The 12,325-nt window shown below is 74.6% G+C and carries 10 protein-coding genes; 7 read left to right on the forward strand and 3 right to left on the reverse strand.

Features of this window, described 5'->3' with window-relative positions; translation table 11 throughout:
• Window positions 1–9: 9 nt before the first annotated feature.
• From PH189_RS24725 to PH189_RS24745, 5 genes are read left to right on the forward strand one after another with little or no spacing between them, the layout of a single operon-like run.
• Window positions 10–834 carry a class I SAM-dependent methyltransferase gene (locus PH189_RS24725; RefSeq protein WP_274191509.1) on the forward strand — a complete coding sequence of 275 codons (825 nt, stop codon included), beginning with the start codon at window positions 10–12 and terminating at the stop codon, window positions 832–834.
• Between the two features lie 48 nt (window positions 835–882).
• Window positions 883–3,054 (forward strand): phosphatase domain-containing protein, encoded by a 2,172-nt coding sequence (locus PH189_RS24730; protein WP_274191543.1) that lies wholly within the window; start codon window positions 883–885, stop codon window positions 3,052–3,054.
• 36 nt (window positions 3,055–3,090) lie between these two features.
• Window positions 3,091–3,864, forward strand: coding sequence for a cyclase family protein (locus tag PH189_RS24735; RefSeq protein ID WP_274191510.1), 774 nt, complete (start codon window positions 3,091–3,093; stop codon window positions 3,862–3,864).
• Window positions 3,861–5,474, forward strand: a complete 1,614-nt coding sequence (locus tag PH189_RS24740) for a thiamine pyrophosphate-binding protein (protein WP_274191511.1) — start codon at window positions 3,861–3,863, stop codon at window positions 5,472–5,474. Before PH189_RS24735 ends, PH189_RS24740 begins: the two co-directional genes overlap by 4 nt.
• Before the next feature lie 6 nt (window positions 5,475–5,480).
• Window positions 5,481–6,140: a trimeric intracellular cation channel family protein gene (locus PH189_RS24745; protein ID WP_274191512.1), complete on the forward strand. Its 660-nt coding sequence runs from the start codon at window positions 5,481–5,483 to the stop codon at window positions 6,138–6,140.
• Between the two features lie 11 nt (window positions 6,141–6,151).
• On the opposite strand, the gene PH189_RS24750 is transcribed toward PH189_RS24745, so the two are convergent.
• Window positions 6,152–7,213 (reverse strand): alcohol dehydrogenase catalytic domain-containing protein, encoded by a 1,062-nt coding sequence (locus tag PH189_RS24750; RefSeq protein WP_274191513.1) that lies wholly within the window; start codon window positions 7,211–7,213, stop codon window positions 6,152–6,154.
• A gap of 93 nt (window positions 7,214–7,306) precedes the next feature.
• Window positions 7,307–8,878 carry a class I adenylate-forming enzyme family protein gene (locus tag PH189_RS24755; protein WP_274191514.1) on the reverse strand — a complete coding sequence of 524 codons (1,572 nt, stop codon included), beginning with the start codon at window positions 8,876–8,878 and terminating at the stop codon, window positions 7,307–7,309.
• 144 nt (window positions 8,879–9,022) lie between these two features.
• On the opposite strand from PH189_RS24755, the gene PH189_RS24760 reads away from it, so the two are divergent.
• Window positions 9,023–10,015: an LLM class flavin-dependent oxidoreductase gene (locus PH189_RS24760; protein WP_274191515.1), complete on the forward strand. Its 993-nt coding sequence runs from the start codon at window positions 9,023–9,025 to the stop codon at window positions 10,013–10,015.
• 16 nt (window positions 10,016–10,031) lie between these two features.
• Here PH189_RS24760 and PH189_RS24765 read toward each other — a convergent pair whose 3' ends face one another.
• A complete protein-coding gene (locus tag PH189_RS24765) occupies window positions 10,032–11,045 on the reverse strand; it encodes a hypothetical protein (protein ID WP_274191516.1) in 1,014 nt (337 codons plus the stop codon).
• Between the two features lie 153 nt (window positions 11,046–11,198).
• On the opposite strand from PH189_RS24765, the gene PH189_RS24770 reads away from it, so the two are divergent.
• The gene (locus PH189_RS24770) at window positions 11,199–12,284 is read left to right on the forward strand and encodes a glycosyltransferase (protein WP_274191517.1); all 1,086 of its coding nucleotides are present in this window, start codon (window positions 11,199–11,201) and stop codon (window positions 12,282–12,284) included.
• Window positions 12,285–12,325: the final 41 nt, after the last annotated feature.

Here is a 12,325-nt window from a genome sequence, read left to right on the forward strand (position 1 = left end):
GGCGGACGGATGGGGACGGAGCAGGCGGCGCAGTGGAACGGACCCGGCGGCGGGGCCTGGGTGCGCCTGCAGAGCGTCCTCGACGCCATGTACGTCCCGCTGGAGGAGCTCCTGATCGACCACGTCGCCGACGCCGCGCCCGGCGTCCCCGCGGTGATGGACGTCGGGTGCGGCACCGGTGCCACGACCCTCGCCCTCGCGCACCGGCTCGGTCCGGGCACGGCGGTGACGGGGGTGGACGTCTCCGAGCCCATGCTGACAGCGGCCCGCGAGCGGGTGGCGCGCGCGGGCGTGGAGGTGTCGTTCGTCGAGGCCGACGCGCAGCGCCACGACTTCGGCCCCGGCCCGCGCGTGATCGCCTCGCGGTTCGGGGTGATGTTCTTCGACGACCCGCAGGCGGCGTTCGCCAACCTCCGCGCGGCGGCGTCGCCCGCTGGCGCGCTGCGCGCGGTCGTCTGGCGTGACCCCGAGGAGAACCCCTTCATGACGGCCGCGCCGGAGGCGGCCGCCGGCCTGCTCGACGTGCCCCCGCCCGTCCCCGGTGCCCCGGGTCAGTTCGGCCTCGCCGACGCCGAGCGCACCGCGGCCATGCTCCGTGCCGCGGGGTGGGGCGACGTCGCCGTCGAGCCCGTCGACCGCGAGTGCACCTTCCCCGCGAGCGAGCTGGAGGCCTACCTGACCCTCATGGGCCCGGTCGGACGGGCGCTGGCCGGGCAGGACGACGCGATCAGGGCCCGCGTCGTCGACCGCGTCCGTCCGGCCCTCGCCCCGTTCGTCCGGGGGGACGAGGTGGCGTTCACCGCCGCCTGCTGGCTGGTCTCGGCCACCGCCTGAGGGCGCTTGTCCTCGGCTCGCCCGCCCGCGACGATGCGCACGGTGACCATGGAGCGATCGACGTACGCGGTGGTCTACGACATCGACGGCATCCTGCGGATCGCGCCGCTGCGCCAGCAGTGGGGTCGGCTGCGCGCGCTGGCCACCCGGGGCCCGCACGACCGCCGGTCGCAGCTCGGCATGCAGCGGGTGCTGCGGACGCTGGTCGAGGGCGGCGCCGGGGGATCGGTCTTCTTCCTGACGGCCCTGCCGATCCGGCTCGCCCGCCCGCTGCGGCGGATCCTGCGCCACGACCAGTACCCGCCGGGCACGGTGCTGATGGCCGGGCGCGGCATCTTCACGGGCTGGCTCTTCGGCGCGGGTCTGGAGAGCAAGCGCGCCGTGCTCGACCGGCTGGCGGCCCGGCACCCGGACACCACCTTCGTGCTCGTCGGCGACGACGCCGGCCACGACCCCCAGCTCTTCGCCGACTTCGCCCGCGACCACCCGGGGCGGGTCGCCGTGATCGCGCTGCGCCGGCTCCTCGACGTCGGGGACGACCGGGAGTCGGCGGGTGACGACGGCAGCCCACCGGTCGTCGAGGCCCCGAACGGCGAGGAGTTGCTGCCCGGGCTGTGCGACGCGCTGGGGATCGGGCCCCGGCGCGGCGCGCCGCGGATCGAGGACTGGTTCCTCACGCGGGCCGAGCGCGACAACCCGGCGACCCGGGTGCGGGCGTGGACCGAGGGCAACGCCGTGCACCTGCGGGTGCACGGGAGCGCCTACTACCGCGCGCTCACCGAGCGGGTAGCGGCGACCGGCGCGGGCGACCTGGTGCTGTTCGCCGGCTGGCGCGGCGACGGCGACCAGCAGCTCGGCGACGGCGGACCGACCGTCGCCGAGGTCCTCACGGGCGCGGCGCGGCGCGGGGCCCTGGTGCGCGGGCTGCTGTGGCGCTCGCACCTCGAGGCGTTCGGCTATCACGTCGCGCAGAACCGCCGGCTCGCGAGGGCGGTCCTCGCCGCCGGCGGCGAGGTGCTGCTCGACCAGCGGATCCGGCCGCTCGGCAGCCACCACCAGAAGATCGTCGTCCTCCGGCACCGCGACGCGGACGACGACGTCGCCTACGTCGGCGGCATCGACCTCGTCCTCGGCGCCCGCGACGACATCGTCCATCGGGGCGACCCGCAGTCGGCGGCGTCCGGCGACGAGTACACCCGCAGCCCCCGTCACGACGCCCAGGTCGAGCTGCGCGGACCGGTCGTCCGGGACCTGCACGACGTCGTCGCCGAGCGGTGGGACGACCCCGCGCCGCTGGCCCGGTTGCCCTGGCACGTCGTCCCCGACCTCCTCCACGGCCTGCCCCGGCGGGGGTCGTCGCTCCCGGACCCGGCGCCGACCCCGCCGCAGGCAGGCGGGTGCGCGATCCAGATCCTGCGCACCTATCCGCAGCGACGGCCCGCGCACCCGTTCGCGCCCCGCGGCGAGCGCAGCCTCGCCCGCGCGTTCATCAAGGTGCTGGGCCGGGCGCGGCGGCTGGTCTACGTCGAGGACCAGTACCTGTGGTCCGCCGATGTCGCGCGCGTATTCGCCGCTGCCCTGCGCCGGGCCCCGGAGCTGCACCTGATCGCCGTCGTCCCGCGTCCCGACCGCGACGACGGCCCGACCCCGGCGTCGGTCGGGCAGCGCGAGGCGATCGCGATGGTCCACGAGGCCGGCGGCAACCGCGTGCAGATCCTCGACGTCGAGAACGACGAGGCGCGCCCGGTCTACGTGCACGCCAAGATCTGCGTCGTCGACGACGTCTGGGCCACGGTCGGGAGCAACAACTTCAACACGCGGTCCTGGACCCACGACTCCGAGCTCGCGGCCGCGATCCTCGACTCCGAGCGCGACGGGCGTGCCCCCGCGGACCCGGGGGGTCTGGGCGACGGAGCCCGGGGATTCGCCCGCCGGCTGCGCCTCGAGCTGATGCGCGAGCACCTCGAGGCCGACGACGCCGTCCTGCTCGACCCCGACGACGCCGCGCGCACCGTGCGCGACCGGGTCGCTGCCCTCGACGCGTGGCACGCCGGCGGCGCGCTCGGCGCGCGACCGCCCGGCCGCCTCCGTCGCCACGCCCCCGGCCACGAGCAGGTCGACCAGACCTGGCGGCAACGCTGGATCACGGGCCCCGCGTACCGCAGGGTGCTCGATCCCGACGGCCGTCCGCTGGCGGCGCGCCTGCGCCGCATCTACTGAGCCGGATCCCCCGCACGCCCCACCGAGGAGACCCCCGTGTCCGTCCTGTCCGCCCTGGTGACCGCGACCCGCTCCGGGAGCGTCGAGGTCATCGACCTCACGACGCCGCTGCATGAGTCGACGCCGATCCTCGAGCTGCCCGCGCCGTTCGCGAACACCTCACGGTTCCGGCTCGAGGAGCTCTCCCGCTACGACGACCGCGGCCCCGCCTGGTACTGGAACGACATCCACACCGGCGAGCACACCGGCACCCACCTCGACGCCCCCAACCACTGGGTCACCGGGCGGGACGGCGTCGACGTCTCGCAGGCGCCGATGGGGCTGCTCGTCGCGCCGGTCGTCGTGATCGACATGAGCCGCGAGGTCGAGGGCGACCCGGACTTCCTGCTCGAGGTGGCCCACATCGAGGCCTGGCAGGCCGAGCACGGCCCGCTGCCCGAGGGCGGTTGGCTGCTCTACCGCACCGGGTGGGAGGCCCGCGGCGGGACGCAGGACGAGTTCATGAACGCCGACGAGGCCGGCCCGCACACCCCGGGGGTGTCCGCCGAGTGCGCGCGCTGGATCGCGCAGTCCTCGCCGCTGGCCGGGTTCGGCGTCGAGACCGTGGGCACCGACGCGGGGGCCGCGGGCGGGTTCGACCCGCCGTTCGCGTGCCACCACTTCCTCATGGGCGCGCACAAGTGGGGCCTGACGAGCCTGCGCAACCTCGGCCGTCTCCCCGCCACCGGCGCGGTGCTGGTGGTGTGCCCGCTGCCGATCGTCGGCGGGTCGGGGAGCCCGACGCGCGTCCTGGCGCTGGTGGAGACGTGACGGTCGCCGACCAGGTGGGCGCGCTCCTGGCGGAGCTGGGCGTCGGGCACGCGTTCGGTGTCGTCGGCAGCGGCAACTTCCACGTCACCAACGCGCTGCGCGCGGCCGGCGTCCCGTACGCCGCGGCCCGCCACGAGGGCGGCGCGGCGACGATGGCCGACGCGTACGCGCGGACCTCGGGCGAGGTCGCCGTCGTCACCCTGCACCAGGGCTGCGGGCTGACCAACGCGCTGACCGGCATCGCCGAGGCGGCGAAGAGCCGTACGCCGCTGCTGGTGCTCGCGGCGGAGACCGCCGGGGCGGCCGTGCGGTCGAACTTCCGCATCGACCAGGACGCCGTGGCGCGCTCGGTCGGCGCCGTCGCGGAGCGGGTGCACTCGCCGGCGTCGGCGGCCGCGGACGTCGTCCGCGCCTACGGCACCTGCCGCGACCAGCGCCGCACCGTCGTGCTCAACCTGCCCCTCGACGTGCAGGCCGCGCCCGCCGACCCGGCGCCCGCCCCGGAGCGGACGACGTGGCGCGCACCCCGCCCCGACCCCGCCGCGGTGGCCGAGCTCGCCGCGCTGCTCGACGGTGCGCAGCGTCCGGTGTTCATCGCCGGGCGCGGCGCTCGGCACGCCCGTGCGGAGCTCGAGACGCTCGCCGACGCCTGCGGGGCGCTGCTCGCGACGTCCGCGGTGGCGCACGGGCTCTTCGCCGGCCATCGGTGGTCGCTGGGCATCTCCGGCGGCTTCTCCACCCCGGTGGCCGCCGAGCTGATCAGCAGCGCCGACCTCGTCGTCGCCTGGGGCGCCTCGCTGACGATGTGGACCACCCGGCACGGGGCCCTGCTCGGCGACGCGACGCTGGTGCAGGTCGACGACACCGCCGACGCGCTCGGGGCGCAGCGCCCCGTCGACCTGGGCGTGCTCGGCGACGTCGCGGCGACCGCCTGCGACGTCGCCGAGCACGTCGCGACCTCCGCGGGGTACCGGAGCGACGCCGTGGCGGCCCGCCTGGCCACCGACGGCCGGCACGCGGCGCCCGCGGACGTCGCGGGGTCGGACCGCATCGACCCGAGCACGCTCTCGGCCGCACTCGACGGGCTGCTGCCCGCCGAGCGGACCGTCGCCGTGGACTCCGGCAACTTCATGGGCTACCCGGCGGGCTACCTGGCCGTCCCCGACGCGGCCGGCTTCTGCTTCACGCAGGCCTTCCAGTCGATCGGGCTGGGCCTGGCGACCGGCCTCGGGGCCGCGCTGGCCCGTCCGGACCGCCTCGCCGTCGCGGCGTGCGGCGACGGCGGCTTCCTCATGGGGATCGCCGAGCTCGAGACCGCCGTACGGCTGGGGCTGGGGATGGTCGTCGTGGTCTACGACGACGCGGGGTACGGCGCGGAGTTCCACCACTTCGCCGACTCCGACCACGGGACCGTGCGCTTCCCCGACACCGACCTCGCCGCGATCGCCCGGGGCTACGGGTGCGATGCGGCCGTGGTCCGGTCGACCGGGGACCTCGCGATCGTGGAGGGGTGGCTCGCGGGCCCGCGCGACCGCCCGCTGCTGCTCGATGCGAAGGTCACCTCCGACGGCCCGTCGTGGTGGCTGGCGGAGGCGTTCCGGGGGCACTGAGAGGGCATGACCGGATCGCCCGCGACCGTCACGACGGCGCTCGTCCTGGACCTCGCCGGGACGTTCGCGTTCGCGCTGAACGGCGCGTTCACCGGGATCCGGGTCGCGCGGCTGGACATCGTGGGGGTGGTGACGCTCGGGATGATCACCGCCCTGGGCGGCGGGATCCTGCGCGACGTCCTGCTCGGCGCCCTTCCCCCGGCGACGTTCAGCGACTGGCGCTACCTCGTGGTGGCCACCGCCGGCGGACTGGTCGCGTTCGCGGCGGCCGGGCAGCTCGAGCGCCTGGCCCTGCCGATCACGGTCTTCGACGCGCTCGGGCTGAGCCTGTTCGCGGTGACCGGGGCGACGACGGCCCTCGTCCACGGCGCGGGCACCGGGCAGGCCGTCCTGCTCGGCACGATCACCGCGGCCGGCGGGGGCACGATCCGCGACGTCCTCGTACGCCGCGTCCCCAGCGTCCTGAGCAGCGAGCTCTACGCGATCCCGGCGATGCTCGGCGCCGCGGTCGTCGTGCTCGCCGCGAGGGCGGGCGTCGGCGGCCTGGTGTGGACGCTCGTCGGCGCCGCCGTCGCCCTCGTCGTCCGCCTGGTGGGTGTCGGCTTCCGGCTCAACGCCCCCCGGCCGCCGGGCAGTGGTCCGGTCGGGCGGGCGACGGAGGGGTGAGACGGGGCTGATCAGAAGGTGATCAGCGGCTTGATGATGCCGTCGCGCTTGTGGGTCATCATGTCGAAGGCCTCCTCGACCTCGTCGATGCCCATCTGGTGGGTCGTCATCGGCGTGGGGTCGATCTTGCCGTTGGACAGCAGGCGCATCAGCCGCTCCATGCGCAGGCGCCCGCCCGGGCACAGGTCGGTGACGATCTTCTTGCCGGCCATGCCCAGGCCCCACGCGTCGAGCGGCATGACGACCGTCGGGCCGGACTCCCCGTGGTACCCGACGTTCGACAGTGTTCCCCCGGGACGCGTGGCGTAGAGCGCGCCCTCGAAGGTCGCCTGGTTGCCCAGGGCCTCCACCGTGGAGTCCGCCCCGCCGTTCGTCATCTCCATGATCTGCTCGGCCACGTTGCCCGACGCCGGGTCGATCACCACGTCGGCGCCGAACTGCCGGGACACGGCCTGCCGGTTCGCCAGGCCCTCGACGGTGATCACGAGCCCCGCGCCCCGGAGCTTGGCGCCGAGCGTCGCGGAGAGGCCCACCGCGCCCTGGGCGAAGATCGCCACGGAGCCGCCGATCGGGATGTTGGCGTTCTCGGAGCCGATGAGCCCCGTCGAGAGCATGTCGCAGGCGTAGACCGCGACCTCGTCGGCGAGCCCCTCGGGGATCGGGGCGAGGTTGTAGTCGGCGTCGTTGACGTGGAAGTACTCCGCCATGTTGCCGTCCTTCTGGACGGTGAAGCGGTAGCCACCGAGCGGGCCGCCACACTGCGACGTGTAGCCGGCCTGGCAGTTGTCGCACGTGCCGTCCGGGGTGACGGCGTTGACCGCGACCCGGTCGCCCACCTGCACCGACGTGACGCCCTCGCCGATCTCGTGGACCACGCCGACGCTCTCGTGCCCGAGCAGGCGGCCTTCGGGGACCGGCAGAAGCCCGGCCACGGTGTGGACGTCGGAGGTGCAGATCAGCGCCTTCGTCGTCCGGACGACCGCGTCGCCGGGGCCGGCGGTGGGGATCGGGCGCTCGACGAGCCCGACCTTCCCGGTGCCCAGGAATGCGAGCGCCTTCATGGTGTCGGCCATCGACGACCTCCCGAGGGTCATGGGTGAGGCCCACATCACACCCCTGGTCGCGCCGGGGGAGCAACAAACGCCCGGCGTCGGCAGATTCGCCGCTCAGGCGTCGTCGCTGCCGATCCTGAAGCGGCGCACCTTGCCGACGCTGGTGCGGGGCAGGCTGTCGATGAGGTGCCACTCGCGCGGCCGGGCCTGCGGCGTGAGCTGATCCGCGGCCCAGGTGGCGAGCTCGTCGACGGTCGGGGCGTGGTCCGGGTCGCGGGCGACGACGTAGGCGACGGGCACCTGGTCGCGGATCGCGTCGGCGCGGGCGACGACCGCGACCTCGAGCACGCCCGGCGCCTGGGCGAGGGCGGCCTCGACCTCGGTGAGGCTGACGTTCTCCCCGGCGACCTTGATGACGTCGTCGGCGCGTCCGACGAACTGCAGCGCCCCGCTCCCGGTCTCCCGGGCGAGGTCGCCGGTGACCAGCCAGGTGACGCCGTCGTCGTCGGTGGTGAACGTGCGGTCGGTGACCGCGGGGTCGTCGAGGTACTCCGCGAACAGGTCGACGCCGCGCTCGCCCGCCACGATGATCATTCCCGGCGAGCCGGGCTCGACGTCGGCGTGGGTGGACGGGTCGACGAGGCGGACCCGGCGGCCGGGCAGCGGCTCCCCGATCAGCTCGTGGCTGGGTGGATCGCCGCGGTCGGCGGTGACGACCGTGGTCGTCTCGGTCATCCCGTAGACCTGGCGCGGCAGGACGCCGACGAGCTCGGCGAACTCGCGGTGGTGGTCCCGGCCGAGGCTCTGGGCGAACCAGACGTGGCGCAGCCGGGCGGGCGGCGTGCCCTCAGGGGTCCGCGCCAGGATCATGCGCACGGGCGCGGCGAACAGGCTGGCGTGGGTGGCGCCGAGCTCGGTCGCCTGCGCGACCCACCGGCTCGCCGAGAAGGTCGCGGTGAGGGCGACGGAGGCGCCGACCTCGATCGCCGGGGCGAAGCAGTAGAACTGCGCGTTCGCGTGGAACAGCGGGAGCGTGACCAGCCAGCGGTCGTCGGCGCCGAGGTCCGCCGCGGCCGCCATGCCCGCCGCGACGTGGCGGTAGTTGGCCTGGGTCAGCACGACGCCCTTGGGCTGCGACGTCGTGCCGGAGGTGAACATGACGGCCAGCCGGGTGCCCGGCTCCACGGCCTCCACCTCGGCGGTCCGGCCGTCCCCGGCCCGCAGGCGGCCGCCCGGTCGCACGTCCGCGGCGGTCTCCTCGAGGGCGACGCTGCGCAGCGCGGTGCCCCCTGCGCCCTGCACGCCGGCGAGGTAGGTGTCCTTCCGCGCCCTCGCGTAGAAGCCCATCTTCGGGGTCACGCGGGCGATCTGGCTCGCGACGTCGCGGCTCGTCGACGCAGGGTCGACGGGCACCATCCAGGCCCCGAGCCCCGTGGTGGCGAGCCAGAGCGCGATGGACCCCGGGCAGTTGCGCAGGCACAGGTGCACCGCGTCCCCGCGGCCGACGCCGTGCGCCGCGAGCAGCGCCATGGTGTCGCGGACGAGGCCGTCGAACTCGGCGTAGGTCCACGTGTCGACCTCGCCGTCCTCGCTGCGGAACACGAGGAACGGGCGGTCGGCGTGCCGGTCGACGGCGCGGCGCCAGAGCTCGGCGAAGGTCCCGGGACGGCGGGAGGTCGTGGTCATCGCAGTCCGGATCATGCCAGCCGGACCGGTGCTGCGGGAGAGGTTGTCGGTTGGACGCAACCCTTGCCTCGGATCACGAGGTGCGGGAGCGTCATCGCCAGCCGCTGTGATCCACGTCGCTCCGAGGGCAAGGAGGCCGTCCCCGTGAAGCTCGCTCTGTACCTGCCGAACTTCCGCACCGAGGTGACCATCAAGGAGCTCGAGGACCTCACGGACCTCGCCGAGGAGCTCGCGTTCGACTCGGTGTGGACGCTGGACCGGATCGTCGTCCCGGAGGCCTCGGACCGCGGGGAGCTCCAGTACTCGTTCGGCATGATGGACGGGCTGCCGAACGCCCTGCCCGTGCAGTCCACCGGGCAGTGGTTCCAGGGCTACCCGCTGCTCCCGTGGCTCGCCGCGCGCACATCGACGGTCCGCATCGGCCAGAGCATCATCGACACCCCGTTCCGGGCGCCGGGCGTTCTCGCCGCCGAGCTGGCCACCATCGACCACCTCTCCGGCGGCCGGCTCAACGTCGGTCTCGGCGCCGGGTGGATGCCCGAGGAGTTCGCCGCCGCGAGCGCGGCTCACATCTTCCCGAAGCGGCACAAGCACGTGCGCGAGACGATCGAGGTCCTGCAGGGCGTCTGGGCGAACGAGCACTTCGAGTACCACGGCGAGTTCGCCGACTTCGAGCGGTGCGGGTTCGGCGCCAAGCCGCTGCAGCAGCCGCGCCCGCCGATCTTCATGAGCGGGCTCAAGGACCCGCTGCGCTCCGCGAAGCGCATCACGAAGTACGACCTCGACGGCTGGATCGGCATCCAGGACTCTCCCAACGGCCTGTCGAAGTGGCTCACGGCCATCGACCAGCAGTTCGAGGAGATCGGGAGCCCGAAGCGCTCGAAGGACCTCGAGATCTGCAGCATGATCTGGACGGTCATCACCGACGAGGAGACCGACCAGACCGACAACGGCGTCCCGTCCAACCTCCTGGTGGGCACCGAGAAGCAGCTCACCGACCGGCTCAAGGCCTACAAGGAGGCCGGTCTGACCATGCCGCTGATCTGGCCGCCCTTCACCGACGTCCCGGTGACGAAGACGCTCGACGACCTCAAGCGCATCAAGAACGACATCATGCCCAAGGTCGAGGCCGCGTAGCCGACGGACGCCGGGATCAGCGGGCGTCCCGGCCCGCCCCGGCCGTCTCGTCCTTCTCGCCCGACGGCCGGGGGCGCGAGACGATGATCTGGGCGATGCCGACGACCAGCACGGCGATGGTCAGCAGCCGTTCGGCGGGCGGCAGCGGCCGGAACCATCCGTAGACCTGGGTGGCGACGGCGACCGCCTGGGCGAACAGGGGCAGGGCGATCGCGGGCCAGCCGGTGATCTCCCTCGACGGGCGGGGGTGGCCGGGCAGCCTGGTGGCGCCGACGGCGAACGCGAGCGCGCCGGCGCTCCAGAGGAAGTCGTAGGGGCCGCGGTGGGCGACGACGTCCGCGGCGGTGAGGCTGTAGGCGGAGTCGGCGACGGTCAGGCACACGAGCCCGGCGCCGACCCACGGCCAGCTGCCGTAGAGGCGCCACGACATGAGCGGGAGCGTGCCGAGCAGTGCACCGATCAGCAGCACGTCACCGAGGGGGTAGGCGACGGTGACGAGCTCCCCCGCGGGATCGATCGGGGCGTTCTGCAGCACTGGGACGATCACCAGCAGGACGCCGGGGGTGGCGACGAGGAGCACCAGGACGAAGCCGTCGAGCCACCGGTGCCAGGGGACGTCGGTCACCCGGGCCCGCACCATCAGGACGAGGCCCGCCATGAAGAGCGGGTAGGTCCCGAGGTAGAGCGCGTCGGTGGGGTTCGGGGTGGGCACGTCGCCGCCGTCGCCGTACAGCGCTCCCCACAGGATCTCCGCGAGGGCGAAGAGCAGCAGCGCCGCGGCGAAGCACCACCACGCACCGCGGGACGGGCTCGTCCGACGGTGTCGGGCGCCCCACACGCACACGGCGCTCGAGGCGAGGATGAGCCCGGCGGGGAGCCAGTCGTCGACGATCGGGAGGTCCGGCGCGTGGTCGCCGGCGCCGATCTGGTGGACCGCTTCGACCACCAGGCCGGCCGTCAGCACGGCCGCCACGGCCACGCGTCGCCAGCTCCCGGCGCCGAGCTCCCCGAGCCATCCCGTCCGCGACACAGATCCGCCTCCGTCCTCGGCGGCCGGGCAGGGGCGACGGTAGCGCAGTCCGGGGTCACGGCGAACCGTCGAGGAGTGCACCGTGCTCACGACGGGTCTCCGAGAGGTGCCCGACGGCCGGATGGGGGCGGCGCCGGCGGGGTACCAGCTGCGGTGCAGACGCTGCGGATCGTCCCGAACCTGCGGAGCTCGGTCGTGGAGGAGATGCCCGCGGGCCAGGTGCTGCTCTTCACCTCGGAGCTCGGGGACGCCGATCCCGCCCTGCTGGCGCACCCGGACGTGCGGCCCTTCAGCTGGCCGGGGCTGCTGGAGGCCGCGCGGGACCCCGACCTGGAGCTCCTCGAGGTCGCCGAGCCCTTGTGGGTCGGGGAGTGGGTCCGGGCCCTGCGCTCCATCGTCCTGGTGAGGGTGCTGCGCGCGGCGCGTCCGGGCCGGCGACGGGTGCGGGTCGCGACCTACGCCATCGAGAACCTCGACGCGCGGGAACGGCTGAGCTTCCGGTCCCTCGACGCCCGCCCCGTGCTGGGTGCGGTGGCGACCCGGCTCGCCGCCGGCGGGCTCGGGGTCTCCCTGCTGCTGCTCGACACGGTGGTGTTCGGGACGACCGGCGCCGCCGAGAACTATCGGCGGGCGTTCGGGTGGTCGCTGCGACGGGCGCGCCACACCGTCCTGACGCCGCGGCTCGACGCCTGCCGCGTGTGCGGGCCCCCGGCCGGGACGCCCCGCGACCGCACCGTGCTGGTTCTCGGCGCGCCCAGCGAGCGCAAGGGGTTCCCCGTGCTCATGGATGCCTGGGAGCGCTCGGGTGCGGTCGAGCAGGGCTGGCGGATGGTGGTGTGCGACCCCGCCGGGGAGGGCGAGCCGCCCCTGCGGGACGGGGTGTCGATCCGGCGGCGCCCGCCCCGGGAGGTCGTGCACGAGCTCCTGCGCTCCAGCGCCGTGGTCGCCATGCCGTCGGTCCGGCTCCGGCGGTGGCGCGAGCAGATCGGGCTGCCGCTGGTGGAGGGCCTGGCGCACGGCTGCCGGGTGGTGACGACGACGGAGACGGGCCTCGCGGACGACCTGCGCGGGCACCCGCTCGTCACCCTCACGACCCCGGGCGACCCGGTGAGCCTGGCCGACGGCCTCCGGCGGGCGATGGAGACGCCGGACGAGGCCGCGTCCGGTGACGTCCCGCGACCGGTCGGCTACACGAAGAGAGATGTCGTGGCGTGGTGGCTCGCCCGGACCGATCGCTGATCGTCTCGGCCGTCCGGACCCTTGCCCGGACCTGGCGGAAC

This window comes from Actinomycetospora chibensis, from assembly GCF_028737215.1.
Lineage (GTDB): Bacteria > Actinomycetota > Actinomycetes > Mycobacteriales > Pseudonocardiaceae > Actinomycetospora > Actinomycetospora chibensis.

What these genes read in the sequence shown, in the direction of transcription:
- PH189_RS24725 (WP_274191509.1), top strand. Translation starts at nt 10, where the DNA reads ATGGGGACGGAGCAGGCGGCGCAGTGGAACGGACCCGGCGGCGGGGCC.
- PH189_RS24730 (WP_274191543.1), top strand. Translation starts at nt 883, where the DNA reads ATGGAGCGATCGACGTACGCGGTGGTCTACGACATCGACGGCATCCTG.
- PH189_RS24745 (WP_274191512.1), top strand. Translation starts at nt 5,481, where the DNA reads ATGACCGGATCGCCCGCGACCGTCACGACGGCGCTCGTCCTGGACCTC.
- PH189_RS24750 (WP_274191513.1), bottom strand. Translation starts at nt 7,213, where the DNA reads ATGGCCGACACCATGAAGGCGCTCGCATTCCTGGGCACCGGGAAGGTC.
- PH189_RS24755 (WP_274191514.1), bottom strand. Translation starts at nt 8,878, where the DNA reads ATGACCACGACCTCCCGCCGTCCCGGGACCTTCGCCGAGCTCTGGCGC.